Origin of the sequence: Primorskyibacter sedentarius (assembly GCF_004342065.1) — a bacterium.
GTDB classification, from domain to species: Bacteria; Pseudomonadota; Alphaproteobacteria; order Rhodobacterales; family Rhodobacteraceae; genus Primorskyibacter; species Primorskyibacter sedentarius.
The window spans coordinates 191,873-207,356 of the sequence record NZ_SLZU01000005.1 but is presented as its reverse complement, the minus strand read 5'-3'; the positions used below and the strand labels follow the sequence as shown (position 1 = coordinate 207,356).

Below are 15,484 nucleotides of genomic sequence, written 5' to 3'. Positions count from 1 at the left end.
CCTCGCCGCATACGACGTCGTTATCCACGTCAGTAACGACGTCGTATAAGATCTACTAAGCGAATGCGGCAGGTGGTCCAAATCGGGCGGTTACGACGCAAACCTGAAGCGATTGCTATGAAGCTACGGCAGGTTGAGGCGCTGCGGAAGTTGGAAACGCCTCGTCGCCTTCGAACGGAGAGTGGCTTCAGCGCGCACTAGGGTCGGCATGAAACCTCGACAGCTCTACAATGTCCTGTCGCGGTTTTTATGTTCACCTTGAAGTGGTGCGGGCGGAGCGATGGCATCGGCAGGCGCCTGAACCGAAGGCCGGATCAGAGGTCTGCCGTCTTAGCACGCTGCAACATTCCAAACAGGTCGCGCGGATCGTCGGGGTCCGCGATCATGTCAAGCGCCTCGTAAAGGCCGGTGGTTTCCAATTGATCGCGCAAATACCGTAATGCCGAGAAATCCTCGGTCGCGAAACCGACGCCATCGAACAGTGTGATTTGCCGCGCATCGCGGCGTCCCTTGGCTGCGCCGGTGATGACCTCCCACATTTCGGTCACCGGAAAGTCTGCGGGCATTTGCTGAATTTCGCCTTCGATGCGGGTTTGCGGCGGGTATTCGACAAAGACGTCTGCACGGCTCAGGATATCTTTGTGCAATTCAGTCTTGCCCGGACAGTCGCCGCCAATAGCATTGATGTGGACACCGGCACCGACCATGTTGTCGGTCAGGATGGTCGCGTATTGCTTGTCCGCAGTGCAGGTTGTGATGATCTGTGCACCCTCGATCGCCTCTTGCGCGGACCCGCATGCAGTCAGCTCAAACCCTTGACCGGCCAGATTGCGCATGACCTTGCGCGTAGCTTCCGGATCAATGTCGTACAGTCGCAATTTGCGGATGCCACAGATCGCGCGAAACGCCATCGCCTGGAATTCCGATTGGGCACCATTGCCGATCAATGTCATCGTATCGGCCCCTTCCGGTGCCAGATACTTGGCCACAAGGGCGGATGTGGCCGCCGTCCGCAGCGCGGTCAGCACTGTCATTTCGGACAAAAGCACCGGGTAGCCGGTCTGCACATCGGCCAGAAGGCCGAAGGCCGTCACGGTCTGAAGCCCCTCCGCCGTGTTCTTGGGGTGCCCATTCACGTATTTGAAGCCATAAACGGCACCGTCCGAAGTCGGCATCAGTTCAATGACACCCACGTCAGAGTGAGACGCCACCCGCGGTGTCTTGTCGAAAAGCTCCCACCGGTGAAAGTCTTCTTCGATATAGGCCGCCACGCCAGAGAGCATCTCGGAAATACCGATGCGGTGGATCAGGCGCATCATGTTCGCGACACTCACAAAGGGCACATAAGCAAGTCTGGAGGGTTCAGGAGCCGTCATGATGGACCTCAAAAGGGGATGCTGGGCGGCAGTATCGATCATTGAAATTGCAGAAAATATGGGTAACTTACCATAAAATTTAGCGTCGCCTATACAGATTGTATAGCTTCGTTGAGCAAATTGCAGGTCCGCCTTGGTAAAGTCTTCCCCAACGAAGTATATCTTCGACGACCATGACAGGACCCTTATCGGGCTGTTGCGAACGGACGGGCGGGCGCCGGTGTCAAAGCTTGCAGAGATCATGGGTGTGTCGCGCGCGACAGTGCAAACGCAGCTCGACCGGCTCCTTGCCTCCGGGGCCTTACTTGGTTTCACCGCCAGAGTCCGCGAGGACTATGATGCCAACCAGATCCGCGCGATCATGATGATCGAGGTATCCGGGCGAAACACCACTCAGGTCATCAACAAGCTTCGCGGGCTGACCGCGCTCACAGCCATACATACAACAAGCGGGAAGTGGGATCTGATCGCCGAAGTTCTGGTGGAAAACCTGTCCGAATTCGACGCCGTCCTGCGTGAGGTGCGACTGGTCGACGGGATCCTCAACAGCGAGACAAGTATTCTGTTGTCCAGCATATAGCATCGCACAATGCGAACCGGTCCGGCGCTGCGTGGCGGCAATTGCTAACATTCTGAGCGCGCCGGTGGCGCAGGTGCGTTGGCTGGGAGTGTATAGAAGCGGGCAGGGGGATATCACATCCGTCGGGCGGTTGGTCGCTCAAAACAAAGGGATGATCATCCCCAAGGGCCCGCTCCTCTGCGGTTTTGTCCACGCGCAGCGAGGTGCGCCTGACTGGGCCGATCTGCCACGACTGAAGATCGCCCGCGTCCGGGCGCCATGGCACGAAGCGCGGCCACGCGGTTTTCCGTCGCGGGATGCGTTGCAAACAGACTGTCGAATTTCTGTGCGTGCAGCGGGTTGATGATGAACATATGCGCCGTCGCCGGGTTGCGCTCGGCTGTGTCATTGTCGATCCGGGAGGCCCCCATAGCGATCTTCTCCAATGCCGATGCCAGCCAGAGGGGGTGGCCGCAGATCTCTGCCCCGGCTTTGTCGGCGGCATATTCGCGGGTTCTGCTGATCGCCATTTGCACCAGCGCCGCTGCCATCGGTGCCAGAAACATCATCAAGAGCGTGCCGATCAGCCCCAGCCGTTCCCGGGAGCCGCCGAAGAAGAGCGCGAAATTGGCGAGCATCGAAATAGCACCGGCGAAGGTTGCGGTGACGGTCATGATCGCGGTGTCGTGGTTGCGGATATGCGCAAGTTCATGGGCGATCACACCGGCCAGCTCTTCCCGCGAAAGGCTGCGGAGCAACCCGGAGGTGACCGCGACGGCCGCGTTCGCAGGGTTGCGACCGGTGGCAAACGCGTTGGGCTGCGGCGTGTCGATCAGGTAAACCTTGGGTACGGGCAGGTTCGCGTTTCGGGCAAGCTCTGCGGTCAGGGCATGAAGGCCCATCCGGTCACCGGGCATCACCGGCTGGGCGTTGTGCATGCGCAGCACCATGCGGTCGGAGTTCCACCAGGTAAAGGCGTTCATCGCCGCCGCAACCACGAGCGCGATGATCGCACCGCCCGACCCGCCGATCAGGTATCCCACCCCCGTGAATAGGGCGGTCATGGCGGCCATCAACATTGCTGTTTTTACGTAACCCATCTTGGTCTTCCGAACCTCACATCGAAGGAATGAAGAAAATATGGGGCGGGCGGCGTCCCATTCAAGCAGCGGTGCGGTACACATTGGCAATTTGGGGTCTCTGAAAGTTGAGCCTCTGGCTGCCGGTGGAGACCGGGTTTTCGGCGGCTTTGTTGCTTTCAGACGGATAAGTGAATTTTTTCAAAACCGCAGGTAGTATGTCCAAGTTCTGTTGCTTGGCCTCTGACTCGGGACTTTGGGCGTTGGGCTGATACCGGTCAACCACCCAACGTGGCAGGATCGCACAACATTCAGATCGGCGTCGTTCTTGGCTCTCTTATCTGCTTTCACATATGCGTCAGACGCAGTAGGCATCCCAATCTTAGACGTTTTGGGAAAAGTCATGGCGCAAAAATCAACCATTTATAAAGTTGAGCTCTCAGTCTCAGACATGGATCGTCATTACTACGAGACCCATAAGCTGACCGTTGCCAAACATCCCTCGGAGACGGATGAGCGGCTGATGGTGCGCCTTTTGGCCTTTGCGCTAAATGCAGATGAGCATCTGGAGATGACAAAAGGTCTTTCAACGGATGACGAGCCCGATATCTGGCAAAAAAGCCTGAGCGGCGAGCTGGATGTGTGGGTGGCGCTGGGGCTTCCCAGCGAAAAGGTGATACGTCAATCCTGCGGCAAAGCTGAGAAAGTGATTGTCTATCCATATGGCGGCAGGACAGCCGAGATGTGGTGGGACAAGATCAAGAACAGCACCACTCGGTTTGACAATCTTCAGGTCATCAATCTGTCCGAAACCGACACAAGTGAACTTGCAAAACTGGCAAGCCGCGCGATGAAGCTGCACGTCAATATTCAGGACGAAGAAGTGATGGTCAGCGTCGGGGAGAGCATCGTCTACGTAACCCCGGTGCCATGGAAGGGTGCCTCGTGATTCTCTGCTGGCTGCCGCAGGGTCGGGCTTGACTAGCCATGTGGCCGCAAGCCCGTCGGGCGTAGCCGCAACTGTTCAAGGGGTCGCGAAGCGCCTGACACGAAACGGCTCGCCTTTCAGGCCGTTGAGGCGTGCCAAAAGACAGCTTTCACCGGTTTCAGGCCAACCTGACACCAGTCGATTTTGTTCAAGAATTTGACCGTGAGTTCCCGCCGGATTTTCACAACTCCCGCTGTTCCGACCCCTTTGCAAGCTTCATGCGGCCCGCGTTTCACGGTCGGCCCAGTGAGCCTCGTATCTTGGGAGGCAAAGTAAGAAACTGAGCCAATGTGGCGCCTGAGCCTAGCTTGGGCGATCCATCGCGAACACTTCGTCGATTACCGAGTAATCCATATATCCCAAACGTGAGAGTGGGCGCATCTTCCTGATGTCCAGCACCCCGTCGACGATCACTTCATCAGCGATATGTATGCCGACGACCTCTCCGATGATCACCTGCGACGCGGCGCGCGTTCCATTGCGTGTCGTCATAGTCACCACCTGATTCAGAACACATTCGATTGCCACGGGTGAGGCGGAGACGCGCGGGGCAGAGACATTGTGGCATTGCGCCTTCTCGAGCCCGGCAAGGGAGAACTCGTCAACCTCGGGTCCTAGAACGGCGGATGACGCATTCATTGCCCCCATCAGCTCTGCCGTCGCCATGTTGACCACGAACTCGCCCGTGGTCTCTGCATTGCGCTGCGTGTCTTTGCGTCCGGCAGAGGAGAACATCACGAAAGGCGGATTGCCCGAGACAGCGTTGAAAAAACTGTAAGGCGCCAAGTTGGCATCGCCACTATCTGAAAGGGTCGATACCCAGCCGATCGGGCGCGGCACCACCAGCGCGGTCCAGGGGTTGTGCGCGAGCCCATGAGGCTCTGATCGCGGATCGTAGAACATTCCGGAACCTACTGGTGTTTGATGGCCGAGGGCAGGCTTGCTCGTCCGGTCGCCTTGCTGTTGAGCTCTGGCGGCACATTGGCTGGCAGCGGAATGTGATGCGCATTTAGTGTCAGTGCCACCATCGAATAATATCCAACCACGGCAGTCAGTTCGACCACCCCGGTTTCGCCCCATCGGGTGAAAACCTTCTTGTGGATGTCATCGGCAACCTGCCCACGATCAAGAAGGTCGCGGCTGTATTCGTAGATCCACTTTTCGTCTTCATTTTCGAACGCCGGAACCTTGCAATCGCGGATGGCCTCGATAATGACGGGGTCCAATCCTGCGCGGCGGGCTTCGCCGGCGTGGATTGTCCATTCCAGCTCGCAATTCCAATGGCGTCCAGTGACAAGGATCGCCAGTTCGTTCAGCTTGGCGGGAAGGCTGGTTTCATATCGAAGCACCTGGCCAAGCGCCTGCCAGCGATCTGCCAGCATAGGATTGTGCAGCGCGGCACGCAGCGGACCCACGAGTGTCTTGCGGGGGCCTGTCACGATCCGCTCGTATACTTCCCGCTGCTTTTCAGGAACGTTATCCATGCCGAAAAGGGGAATGCGGGGTTCACTCATCACTGTGTCTCCTCTGCCAGACCGAGCTGGCGCAAAATGTCGTTAGTGTGTTCGCCCAAAAGCGGCGGTGCGGACTCAAAGCTCAGCTCTGATCTGGCGAAGCGCATCGGGCTGACGACCGACGGTACGGTTCCCGACAGGGGGTGCGGCAGGTCTTGCAGCATCTTGCGATGGCGGACCTGCTCTTCTGCAAAGACCATCGGAACGGTGTTGATCGGGCCGCAGGGGACCTTCTGCTCACCAAAGATTGCAATCCAGTCCTCAAGATCCCGCTGCGCAAGGCATTCGGTGATCAGCGGATGCAACGTATCCAGATTGCGCACCCGTTCGCGATTGGTTGCATAGCGCGGATCGTCGGACAGGTCAGCCCGGTCGATTGCAGCCGCAAAGCGCACGAACTGTTCGTCGTTGCCAACGGCCAGAACGATATGCCCATTGCGTACCGGGAAGACGTCTTGCGGCTGGATATTCGGGTGCTTGTTGCCCTTGCGGGTCGGGCTGTCGCCGGAAACGAGGTGGTTCATTGCCTGATTGGCAAGCATTGCCGTCGCCACGTCCAGCATGGCGATGTCGATCGTATCGCCCTTACCGCTCTGGTCGCGTTCTGCCAGTGCCGCCAGAACAGAGATCGTGGCATACATGCCGGTCATGATATCGACGATGGGTACGCCCACCTTTTGCGGGCCGGCACCGGGTTCGCCGTCGGGGACGCCCGTGACGCTCATCAATCCGCCCATGGCCTGGATCATGAAGTCATAAGCGACATCCTTGGCGCGCGGCCCGTCCTGTCCGAACCCGGTGACCGAGCAGTAGATCAGCTTTGGATTGATTGCCTTCAGGTCGTCGGGGGACAAACCGTAACGTGCGAGGGTTCCGACCTTGAAATTTTCCAACAAGATGTCGGATTTGGCAGCCAGAGCCTTGATCACGGCCTGTCCTTCGGCCGAGGATATGTCGACCTCGATGGATTTCTTGCCGCGGTTCACCGAAAGGAAATAGCCGGACTCCCCGGTATCGTTGCCCTTCGTGTCTTTCAGATAGGGTGGCCCCCAGCGGCGGGTGTCATCACCAACGCTGGCGCGTTCAACCTTGATCACTTCGGCGCCAAGGTCAGCCAGAATTTGGCCCGCCCAGGGCCCGGCCATGATGCGCGACAGGTCCAGAATGCGGATATGTTTGAGAGGTCCAGTCATGTGGTCACTTCACGTTCAGGGGTTGAGGGATTGGGGCGGCGGTGGCGTCGAGCCGGGGCAGAAAGCCGTCCAGCGCGCGATTGAAGGCTTCGGGCTGTTCAAAACAGGGCACGTGTCCGGCATCGGGGATCACTGTCAACTCAGCCCCGGCGATGTTGGGTTTGAGGTTGGATGCCATGCCATCGGGCATCGCGCCGTCTTCGGCGCCGGCGATCAAGAGGGTCGGCACAGCGATACGCGCAAGTTCATCGGCATAGTCGTACTGCATCAGTGCGGTTGCACAGGCACGAAACCCCTCGAACGGTGTCGCGGCGATCATGTCGATCAGTCGTGCCCGACGGTCATCCGATGTCGCGGCTGTCAGCCAGCGGTTCGCGGTTGCGCGGGCGAACGCGTCCATGCCAGAGCTTTCGGCGTTCGCAATGCGTTCCTCCCAAGCAGCCCCGCCACCGGGCGCGGTGCGGCATTGCCCATCCGAGAACACCAGACCGGCAAAGCGGTTGGCCTGTGCCGCATGGGCTGCAAGTCCGGTTGGGACGCCCATGGACAACCCGACATAGATCGCGCGGTCCACGCTGGCTGCGTCCATAACACACAACAGGTCCGAACCCAGCGCATCGAAGTCAGGTGTCCGGGGCGAGAGCCCTGAAGTGCCGTGGCCCATCTGGTCATATCGCAGAATGCCGAACCTGTCGGCGAACCTGTCAACCTGCGCGTCCCAGATCGTCACGTCGGTGACCAATGAATTGCTGAACACCAGCCACGGCCGACCCGGAGCGGGGGGGGCAATCCGTTCCGCCGAAAGAGAATAGCCGTCGCGCAGGACGGAAATTTGACTGGTCCGATCCGATCGGGTCATGTCGCCTCCATATTTGCGGCCTTCAAGTCCAATGGGATGCCGTTGGATTGCAGCTGCGGATTTCGCGGTGTCTGGCCAACCATAGCTGCTGCCCCCTGCGTTGACAATCCAAAAAGCTAGTTTTATGCATGAAATGAAATTAGGCACGCCGCACCGACGGAGGAAAGCGCATGCTGACCCTGCAAACACCGGCAGAATTTGCCGATCACCTTGGCACAATTTTGGGCCCGACGGGCTGGCGCACCATCACGCAGGATGAGATAACCGCCTTTGCCAGCCTGACAGGTGACGATCACTGGATCCACCTCGATGAAACGCGTGCAGCCAGCGAGTTGCCTGACGGGCGCACGATTGCCCACGGATTATACATTCTCTCGCTGATTCCAAAGCTCCAACGCCAGCTTTTTAAAGTGGAACGGAGGGGCGAAGGGCTTTTTTATGGGTATGACAGGGTCCGTTTCATTGCGCCTGTGCCGGTGGGATCACGCATAAGGTTGCGCCAGACCGTCACGTCTGCAGAGCCACACAAGTTGGGCACAAAGATCGGGCTCAGGTCCGAAATCGACGTTGAAGAGACCGTAAAAACGGTGATCGCCGCTGACGGAATCTTGCTGATTTCCGACGGCTAGAGGTGGCCGCGTTTCGTATTCTTGCCCGTGGAGGGCATCAAAAAGCTAATTTATGATTTATTTGATCCGGGGGTAGAGATGCAGAGTGAACCAGACGATTGGGTTGAGAATGTCAGGATGTTGGAGGCCAGCCTTGGTGCCGTGGTCCCGGAGGATGGCTCCCTTCTCAGGGTGAGGGAGCAAAGGGGAAACGGCGCAGGTTTTGACCCGACGACGTGGCGCATCATTGCCGAAATGGGGTGGTTGGCGCTGCGCACCAAAGAAGATGACGGGGGCTTGGGTCTGGGTCTGCGGGAAGCCACGGCGCTATGCGCGGGGTTGGGTCGCGGCCTGGTGCCGGAGCCGGTTATCTCTGCAATTCTTGCGCTGCGCCTTGTGTCAGCGGCTGGGGCAGGGGCGCCCGAAGCTGCGTTGACGGGCGAAACCATCATGCTCGCGGCGTGGCAGGGGGGCGCAAGTGACTGCGATCCAACTGCTGGCGTAACGGTATCGGACGGCCGGCTGAATGGCAGGAAAATTGCGGTCGAGGGCGGCCTCGGGGCGGACATTTTCGTCGTGACACTGGCCGAAGGCATCGCGGTGGTGCCAAAAGACGCGCCCGGGCTGACCGTCACCGGACAACAGATGCATGACGGCACCTTTCTGGCCCAGCTCGATTTTGCGGACGTCTTGGCAGAGGTGCTGCCTTGCGCCGGAATGACCACCTTTGTGCGCGAGGCGATGCTGATGCATGCGGCCTACCTTATGGCGCTATCCGAGCGGGCGTTTGAAATCACACTGGACTACCTGCGGATGCGCAAGCAATTCGACGTACCCATCGGACAGTTTCAGGCGCTGCAACACAGAGCGACAGAAATCAAACTTCAGCTTGAACTGGCGCGCGCCGCCATAGGTGCAGCGGGACGGATGCTGGACCGAAGCGAAGACCCGCATCTGGCGCAGATGGCCATCTTGCGGGCGCGCAGCCGGGCAGGTGGCCTGGCCCGGCTGACGGCACGCGAAGCGATCCAGATGCACGGCGCTATCGGATATACAGACGAGGCCGACATCGGTCTGTTTGCGCGCAAAGCCATGGTGTCTGCAGGGCTTTACGGTGTGGACACAGACCTGCGCCGCCAGTTTTCGGCGATGCGTGACGAAAGGGAGAAAGCGCAATGACTCAGACGGATGTCCAGCCACCATTTCGCGCAGATCACGCGCCGCATCCGGATTACAACGCGATGCCGGATGCGGAGTTTCGGGCTGTGGTGCGCCATTTCATTGAAACGCATTATCCCGATATCCCCCGTCATTTGCTGCGTCGATTGCGCTGGCAGGAAGTGTGCCCGTGGTATGCCGTTCTGGCTCGCACGGGATGGTTGGCACCGACATGGCCGCAGGCCCTTGGCGGCATGGGGCTTAACGCTGGCAAGCATCTGATCCTGATAGAAGAATACGAACGGTTTGGCTGTGCCCGCATGCATGACATTGGCACCGTCATGCTTGGGCCGCTGCTCATTCAGTTCGGAACGCAGGCGCAGCAGGACCATTACCTGACACGCATTCTGAGCGGCGAGGATATTTGGGCCCAGGGGTATAGTGAGCCGGGCGCCGGGTCAGATTTGGCCGCGCTGCGGACCGAAGCGTTGCGCGACGGTGACCATTGGGTTCTCAACGGGCAAAAGACCTGGATCACTCTGGGCGCCGACGCCAACATGATCTTCGTGCTGGCCCGCACAGACAAGTCTGTCAGGAAACAGGCCGGGATCAGCTTTCTGCTGGTTCCGATGGAAGCGCCGGGCGTCACCGTGCGCGAGATCGAAAACCTTGAAGGCCACGCGGAGTTTTGCGAAGTCTTCTTTGACAACGTTCGCATTCCGATAGGCAACATCGTTGGCGAGGTGAATGGCGGTTGGGCGATGGCCAAGGCGTTGCTGGGGCATGAGCGGGTGTTCATCGGTGCGCCGCGCCTGTCAGCAAGCGCTCTGGCCCGATTGGAGGAGATCGCAAGACGCGAAGGTGTTTGGTCAGACCCAGTTTTTCGGGACCGGTTCACACAGTTGGAAATGGATCTGGCCGACCTGTCGGACCTGTTTGAAACCTATGTCGAACGGTTGCGGACAGGGGCGCCGATTGGTGCGGATGTCGGATTGCTGAAGATCTGCCAAAGCGAGTTATACCAGCGGATTTCAGAAGAAATGTTGCAGGTTGCGGGCAGTTTGGGCGGCGCGCAATTGACCGACGCTACGGCCCGGCTGGATACGGCAGGGACGTGGCTGGCTGCGCGGCCAACCACGATCTTTGGCGGCTCGACCGAGGTCATGCGCAATGTCGTCGCACGGGCGAGTCTTGATTTGCCGAAATAATGCCTTCCCGGCGGTTAGGGCCGCCGGGTATCAGCGCAGCTTGACCGAGATCTTCATCATGTCGCCGCGGTAGATCCCGTCCGCAACCAGGATCAGGTCGCCAACCTCGTTCACCGCAACGCGTTTGACCTTGCCCACCGGAGCACCGATCGGAATGTTCAGCGCGGTCGAGGTTTCCAGATCCGCCGTTCCAATGGTGACGATCTGATGCGCGTCCATGATCTTTTGACCGGGAATATCCGCCACAAGGCGCATGGCCGTGACGGTGGTATAGGCGCTTTCATCTATGTGCTTGCACACGCGTTCGTCCACATAGACATCCGCGATCAGAAACGCGCTGCCGTCGCGCCAGTGACGCCGTCGCAGGTGACGATAGTTGGGGGCAAGATTGCCGGTCATATCGTCCCGGCGGCGAAGCTGCACGTTGCGCTCATCCTTCAGGATCTCGATTTCCGCGTCGTCACGGGCGATCAGCAGGCCCGTCCAGTCGGTCTTGATTTCGCACCAAAGTTCTTTCTTTGGCATTTCCTTGACGAAGGTGCCTTTGGCGCGGAACCGTTCGATCAGGTTTTCCTCTTCAAGGATATCCAGCGCCTGGCGGATCGTCATGGTCGCCACGCCACATTCCTTGGCCAGTTCCTCGACATTGGGGATCTTGTCACCAACATCCCATTCACCGCTTTCAATGCGGCTGCGGAACAGGCTGGCAAGCTGAATGTAGCGCGCCACATTGCTTTTCTTCAGCGCTTTTATGGTCTCGTTTTCGATCTGGCCTTTGGCCATGGCGCGTGCTCCTCGATCTTTGTTCTTTGCAAAGATATAGCGAGGCCTGCGGGCTATCAATCATAAAATCTAGCTTTTAATGTAAACCGCGCCGCGTGACACGGCGCGGAAAGCTTAATGTGGTGCAAATGACAGATGTCCAAGCGTCAGGCTGTTATCATCCGCCTGATCGTTTTTGATGGCCGTGACCGAGATCGACTGGCGCCCGTCCCATTCGGCGCCTAGCGCGGCGAGCTTTGGAAACTGCCTGCGCCAGTCACTGTCGGGCCAGCGGAAATCCAACTGCCCCAAAGCGCAGGCAATCGCGATATGGCCGATCCCGAATGGTGCGGTGCGCAGGTTGGACACTTCGTTCTCTAGCTGAGTCATGCAGGCGCGGACTTTGGCAAGCCAACCGTCGGTCACGGCCTGCCACGGCCCCGTGGGGCGGGTCAGCTCAGTTCGCCACAACAGCAGCATGTCGGTCAGCCCGTCCCCCAGAGCCTGCCAGCGCAACGCTTGCATCCGTGCGCCGGGATCAGAGGGCACAAGACCGGCATTCGACCGCTGGTCCAGGTATTCGCAGATCACCCGGCTGTCGAACAGGGCCATGCCTTCGTCCGTGATCAGCGTCGGGATTTTGCCCAACGGGTTGTCAGCCAGAAGCTCCGGGTTCGGTGGTTGCGACAGGGCCACCACCGACCGGACCAGTTCGACATCGTCCAACTGGCCGGTCTCGTGCAGAACGATCATCACCTTTCGTACAAAGGGCGAGCGGGGGGACCAATGCAGCTTCATCTCTGTTCCTTTCCTGTCCAAGAGCCCGCTTCACGCCGCTTCAAGCGAGATGGCGATGCCCTGTCCGACGCCGATGCACATGGTCGCCAAGGCGCGTTTGCCTTCGCCTCGCGCCAGCATGCGGGCGGCCGTGCCAGTGATCCGCGCGCCGGACATGCCAAGAGGGTGGCCAAGCGCGATGCCGCCACCGTTGGGGTTCACATGCGCCGCGTCGTCGGGAATGCCAAGCCGTCGAAGGACCGCCAGGGCCTGGCTGGCGAAGGCTTCGTTCAGCTCGATCAGGTCGAAATCCGCAGGTTGCAGACCAAGGTAGGCGCATAGCTTTTCTGTCGCCGGGGCGGGCCCGATGCCCATGATCCGGGGCGGGACACCGGCAGTCGCACCGCCGGTGATGCGGGCCAGTGGGGTCAGGCCGTGCCGCGCGATCCCGGCCTTTGCTGCAAGGATAAGCGCCGCCGCGCCGTCGTTGACGCCCGAGGCATTCCCGGCCGTGACGCTGCCGCGGGTCCGGAAGGGCGTTGGCAGGGCGGCCAGCTTCTCGGCGCTGGTGGCACGTGGGTGCTCGTCCGTATCGAACAGGATCGGATCGCCCCGTCGCTGCGCAACCTCGACTGGGAAGATCTCCTTTGCCAGAGTGCCATTCGCGATGGCGGCGGCCGCGCGCTGCTGCGAGCGCAGGGCGAATGCGTCCTGATCCTCGCGGGAGATGTTGAACTCCTCGGCGACGTTCTCGGCAGTCTCGGGCATCGAATCCGTGCCGTACTGTCTCTGCATCAGCGGATTGATGAAGCGCCAGCCAATCGTGGTGTCCTCGACGCTGGCGCTGCGGGAAAACGCGCTGGTGGCCTTGGGCATCACGAAAGGCGCGCGGCTCATGCTTTCAACGCCGCCCGCGATGGCCAGATCACCTTCGCCCACGGCAAGGCGGCGATAGGCTGCCAGAACCGCATCCATGCCAGAGCCGCAAAGGCGGTTGATCGTGGTGCCGGAAACGGTCTCGGGCAAGCCGGCAAGGAGCAGTGACATGCGCGCGACTGACCGGTTGTCTTCGCCCGCCTGATTGGCGCAGCCATAGATCACATCGGTTACGGCCTCCCAGTCCAGCGAGGGGTGCCGTTTCTGAAGCTCTTTCAGGGGCAGTGCGCCCAGATCGTCAGCTCGGATGCCGGACAATGTGCCGCCGTAGCGGCCGATGGGTGTCCGGATGTAATCGCAGATGTAGACATGTTCCATAAGTCAGTCCTTAACGGGAAGGTCGAGTTGGTCCAGTACCGTCATCACGGGGCCCTCGCGGTGGCCGTGACCGACAGCTTTTGCCAAGGCGTCAAGGTCCGCGCGAAGGGCGGCCCGGTCCTGCTGCGCCGCCCAGTATAGCGGCCCGCCCAGCCACCGGGGAAATCCGTAGCCATTGGTCAGGGTGACATCGACATCCGAAGGTCGCTGGGCCACGCCTTCTTCCAGCAGCAATGCAGCTTCGTTCACGATTGCCGCCATGAGCTGGCGTTGGATGGTGTCAGTATCGGTGGGCGTGGGGACAATCCCGGCCTCGGAGCGACAGTCGTCAATCACTTGCGCCACGATTGGCGAAGGGGTCGCTTTGCCGTCGGTATAGTCATACCAGCCACCATTGGTCTTGCGGCCCAGGCGGCCCGCCTCGCACAGCTTGTCAGGGATGGCGACGTAGCGCGCCTTCGGGTCGCGTGTTGCTGCCTGCCTCTTGCGCATGGCCCACGCGATATCGAGGCCAGACATGTCCGATACGGCAAAGACACCCATGGCGAAGCCAAAGCTGGTGATCGCGCGATCCACATCTTCGGGCGCTGCGCCATCCAGCACCAGCAGTTCGGCGCGGCGCCGATAAGCGGCGTAAATCCGGTTGCCGATAAAGCCTTCGGCCACGCGGGCCACCACCGGCTGTTTGCCAAGCCGCCGTGCCAGCGCAAGGCCGGTGGCGAGTGCCTCGTCCGATGTCTTGTCGGCCCTGACCACTTCGAGCAGCGGCATGATGTCGGCGGGGCTGAAGAAATGCAGCCCGAGAACCCGCTCCGGATGGGACAAGCCTGTGACCATCGTGTTGATGTCGAGGTAGGACGTGTTGGTCGCAATGATCGCGTCGGTGCGCATTGCGGCCTCAAGGTCACGCAGCAGCGCGGCTTTGACGACCATGTCCTCAAAAACGGCCTCGATCACCAGATCGCAGTCGGCGAGCGCGTCGACCGATGTCGCGCCAGCAAGTTTTTTCAGCCTTTGGGCGCAGTCCGAAGACGCAAGGCGACCCCGATCGACCTGATTTTGCAACGATTGGCGCAACGCAGTCATTGCACGGTCCAACGCGTCACTGTCGCGCTCGATCACAGTGACCGTCAGGCCAGCGGACAAGAGGGCGCGAATGATGCCCTGACCCATCGTGCCGCCGCCGACGACCCCTGCGTGTTTCAGAGGGCGTGCGGCCTTGATGTCCAACCCGTCAACTGATGCTGCTTGGCGTTCGGCGAAAAAGAGGTAGCGCAGGGCAAATGCGTCGCTGCCCAGCCGGAGCCTTTGAAACACTGCACGTTCATCCGTAAGCGTGGCGGCGACATCGGGGTCTGCCGCGGCTTTGACGAGCCGGACCGCCTCGGCCACGTTGGGCCGTTTTTTCCCGCGCTTCAGGGCGCGATTTGCGGCGGTTTCAAAATCTTCCGGGGACTCTTCGGGCAGTGGTTGTTCGGTAGCGAGCCGCTTGGGCCGATCCTCTGACTTCAGAAATTGTATCGCAGCGGCGAGCAGATCATCCTCGGCCAGTGCATCGACAAGGCCGAGGGAGCGCGCGTCGGCGGCGGGAATTCGACGGCCATCGCAAACCATGCTGACGGCCGCGACCTGACCGATCAGGCGGGGCAGGCGCTGGGTTCCGCCAGCCCCCGGAACCATGCCAAGGGTGACTTCGGGCAGGCCCAGCTTTGTTGCGGGCGCCGCGATCCGGTAGTCGCAACCAAGCGCGAGTTCCAGACCGCCGCCGAGGGCCACGCCATGCAGGGCGGCCACGACGGGCAGGGGGCTATCCTCGATTGCTTTGATGACATCGGGGAGTTCCGGCTTTTCCAAGGGCTTCCCAAATTCGCGCAAGTCCGACCCGGCCACGAAACAGCGCCCGGCACCAACGATCACGACGCCTTGGGCATGTTCCTTCACTGCACGCGCAAGACCAGAGAGCAGGCCCTGCCGGACGGCAAGCGACCCGGCATTTACCGGTGGGTTGTTGATGGTCAGGGTAGCGATTCCGTCCACCATGCGAAAGACGACCCGGTTCTCTTCTTCCTTCTCAGGCATGCCCATGTCAGACTTGGCTTCGGTCACAGTACCCCTCCGTGCGTTGTGTTTTCCGCAAGATGCGCCAGGT

At 60.2% G+C, this 15,484-nt stretch carries 15 protein-coding genes; 5 read left to right on the top strand and 10 right to left on the bottom strand.

Annotated elements, in window-relative coordinates; all coding sequences use genetic code 11:
* Positions 1 to 314 precede the first annotated feature (314 nt).
* The gene (locus tag EDD52_RS10185) at positions 315 to 1,376 is read right to left on the bottom strand and encodes an ornithine cyclodeaminase (protein WP_132244505.1); all 1,062 of its coding nucleotides are present in this window, start codon (positions 1,374 to 1,376) and stop codon (positions 315 to 317) included.
* A 133-nt stretch (positions 1,377 to 1,509) separates the two neighbouring features.
* On the opposite strand from EDD52_RS10185, the gene EDD52_RS10180 reads away from it, so the two are divergent.
* Positions 1,510 to 1,956: an Lrp/AsnC family transcriptional regulator gene (locus EDD52_RS10180; RefSeq protein WP_132244503.1), complete on the top strand. Its 447-nt coding sequence runs from the start codon at positions 1,510 to 1,512 to the stop codon at positions 1,954 to 1,956.
* Positions 1,957 to 2,111: 155 nt separating this feature from the next.
* Here EDD52_RS10180 and htpX read toward each other — a convergent pair whose 3' ends face one another.
* Positions 2,112 to 3,035, bottom strand: a complete 924-nt coding sequence (gene htpX / locus EDD52_RS10175; protein ID WP_132244501.1) for a zinc metalloprotease HtpX — start codon at positions 3,033 to 3,035, stop codon at positions 2,112 to 2,114.
* A 382-nt stretch (positions 3,036 to 3,417) separates the two neighbouring features.
* Here htpX and EDD52_RS10170 point away from each other — a divergent pair, with 382 nt between their 5' ends.
* On the top strand, positions 3,418 to 3,963 hold the full coding sequence (locus tag EDD52_RS10170) for a YaeQ family protein (protein ID WP_132244499.1): 546 nt from the start codon (positions 3,418 to 3,420) through the stop codon (positions 3,961 to 3,963).
* A 342-nt stretch (positions 3,964 to 4,305) separates the two neighbouring features.
* On the opposite strand, the gene EDD52_RS10165 is transcribed toward EDD52_RS10170, so the two are convergent.
* Genes EDD52_RS10165 through EDD52_RS10150 form a run of 4 tightly spaced genes read right to left on the bottom strand, consistent with a single transcriptional unit; the run spans position 4,306 to position 7,568 of the window.
* Positions 4,306 to 4,905: a flavin reductase family protein gene (locus EDD52_RS10165; protein WP_132244497.1), complete on the bottom strand. Its 600-nt coding sequence runs from the start codon at positions 4,903 to 4,905 to the stop codon at positions 4,306 to 4,308.
* Positions 4,906 to 4,913: 8 nt separating this feature from the next.
* Positions 4,914 to 5,516: a carboxymuconolactone decarboxylase family protein gene (locus EDD52_RS10160; RefSeq protein WP_132244495.1), complete on the bottom strand. Its 603-nt coding sequence runs from the start codon at positions 5,514 to 5,516 to the stop codon at positions 4,914 to 4,916.
* Positions 5,516 to 6,709 carry a CaiB/BaiF CoA transferase family protein gene (locus EDD52_RS10155; protein WP_132244493.1) on the bottom strand — a complete coding sequence of 398 codons (1,194 nt, stop codon included), beginning with the start codon at positions 6,707 to 6,709 and terminating at the stop codon, positions 5,516 to 5,518. The genes EDD52_RS10160 and EDD52_RS10155 overlap by 1 nt, the downstream gene beginning before the upstream one ends.
* 4 nt (positions 6,710 to 6,713) lie before the next feature.
* Positions 6,714 to 7,568: an alpha/beta fold hydrolase gene (locus EDD52_RS10150; protein WP_132244491.1), complete on the bottom strand. Its 855-nt coding sequence runs from the start codon at positions 7,566 to 7,568 to the stop codon at positions 6,714 to 6,716.
* A gap of 170 nt (positions 7,569 to 7,738) precedes the next feature.
* On the opposite strand from EDD52_RS10150, the gene EDD52_RS10145 reads away from it, so the two are divergent.
* The 3 genes from EDD52_RS10145 to EDD52_RS10135 all read left to right on the top strand — a co-directional run bounded on the left by EDD52_RS10145 (position 7,739) and on the right by EDD52_RS10135 (position 10,542).
* Positions 7,739 to 8,197 (top strand): MaoC family dehydratase, encoded by a 459-nt coding sequence (locus EDD52_RS10145; RefSeq protein ID WP_132244489.1) that lies wholly within the window; start codon positions 7,739 to 7,741, stop codon positions 8,195 to 8,197.
* A gap of 78 nt (positions 8,198 to 8,275) precedes the next feature.
* Entirely contained in the window at positions 8,276 to 9,355 is a 1,080-nt protein-coding gene (locus tag EDD52_RS10140) for an acyl-CoA dehydrogenase family protein (RefSeq protein WP_132244487.1), read from the top strand.
* Positions 9,352 to 10,542: an acyl-CoA dehydrogenase family protein gene (locus EDD52_RS10135; RefSeq protein ID WP_132244485.1), complete on the top strand. Its 1,191-nt coding sequence runs from the start codon at positions 9,352 to 9,354 to the stop codon at positions 10,540 to 10,542. Before EDD52_RS10140 ends, EDD52_RS10135 begins: the two co-directional genes overlap by 4 nt.
* A 30-nt stretch (positions 10,543 to 10,572) precedes the next feature.
* Here the strand turns inward: EDD52_RS10135 and EDD52_RS10130 are convergent, their stop codons facing one another.
* The 4 genes from EDD52_RS10130 to EDD52_RS10115 form a co-directional block, all read right to left on the bottom strand.
* Positions 10,573 to 11,325: a GntR family transcriptional regulator gene (locus EDD52_RS10130; RefSeq protein ID WP_132244483.1), complete on the bottom strand. Its 753-nt coding sequence runs from the start codon at positions 11,323 to 11,325 to the stop codon at positions 10,573 to 10,575.
* Positions 11,326 to 11,439: 114 nt separating this feature from the next.
* Positions 11,440 to 12,102: a glutathione S-transferase gene (locus EDD52_RS10125; protein ID WP_132244481.1), complete on the bottom strand. Its 663-nt coding sequence runs from the start codon at positions 12,100 to 12,102 to the stop codon at positions 11,440 to 11,442.
* A 30-nt stretch (positions 12,103 to 12,132) separates the two neighbouring features.
* Positions 12,133 to 13,335, bottom strand: coding sequence for a 3-oxoadipyl-CoA thiolase (pcaF, locus tag EDD52_RS10120; protein ID WP_132244479.1), 1,203 nt, complete (start codon positions 13,333 to 13,335; stop codon positions 12,133 to 12,135).
* A gap of 3 nt (positions 13,336 to 13,338) precedes the next feature.
* The gene (locus EDD52_RS10115; protein WP_243651892.1) at positions 13,339 to 15,441 is read right to left on the bottom strand and encodes a 3-hydroxyacyl-CoA dehydrogenase NAD-binding domain-containing protein; all 2,103 of its coding nucleotides are present in this window, start codon (positions 15,439 to 15,441) and stop codon (positions 13,339 to 13,341) included.
* Positions 15,442 to 15,484: the final 43 nt, after the last annotated feature.

Excerpts from the sequence above, each read along its gene's own strand:
- EDD52_RS10185 (WP_132244505.1), bottom strand. The coding sequence starts at position 1,376 with ATGACGGCTCCTGAACCCTCCAGACTTGCTTATGTGCCCTTTGTGAGT.
- htpX (WP_132244501.1), bottom strand. The coding sequence starts at position 3,035 with ATGGGTTACGTAAAAACAGCAATGTTGATGGCCGCCATGACCGCCCTA.
- EDD52_RS10170 (WP_132244499.1), top strand. The coding sequence starts at position 3,418 with ATGGCGCAAAAATCAACCATTTATAAAGTTGAGCTCTCAGTCTCAGAC.
- EDD52_RS10165 (WP_132244497.1), bottom strand. The coding sequence starts at position 4,905 with ATGTTCTACGATCCGCGATCAGAGCCTCATGGGCTCGCGCACAACCCC.
- EDD52_RS10160 (WP_132244495.1), bottom strand. The coding sequence starts at position 5,516 with ATGAGTGAACCCCGCATTCCCCTTTTCGGCATGGATAACGTTCCTGAA.
- EDD52_RS10155 (WP_132244493.1), bottom strand. The coding sequence starts at position 6,709 with ATGACTGGACCTCTCAAACATATCCGCATTCTGGACCTGTCGCGCATC.
- EDD52_RS10150 (WP_132244491.1), bottom strand. The coding sequence starts at position 7,568 with ATGACCCGATCGGATCGGACCAGTCAAATTTCCGTCCTGCGCGACGGC.
- EDD52_RS10145 (WP_132244489.1), top strand. The coding sequence starts at position 7,739 with ATGCTGACCCTGCAAACACCGGCAGAATTTGCCGATCACCTTGGCACA.
- EDD52_RS10140 (WP_132244487.1), top strand. The coding sequence starts at position 8,276 with ATGCAGAGTGAACCAGACGATTGGGTTGAGAATGTCAGGATGTTGGAG.
- EDD52_RS10135 (WP_132244485.1), top strand. The coding sequence starts at position 9,352 with ATGACTCAGACGGATGTCCAGCCACCATTTCGCGCAGATCACGCGCCG.
- EDD52_RS10130 (WP_132244483.1), bottom strand. The coding sequence starts at position 11,325 with ATGGCCAAAGGCCAGATCGAAAACGAGACCATAAAAGCGCTGAAGAAA.
- EDD52_RS10125 (WP_132244481.1), bottom strand. The coding sequence starts at position 12,102 with ATGAAGCTGCATTGGTCCCCCCGCTCGCCCTTTGTACGAAAGGTGATG.
- pcaF (WP_132244479.1), bottom strand. The coding sequence starts at position 13,335 with ATGGAACATGTCTACATCTGCGATTACATCCGGACACCCATCGGCCGC.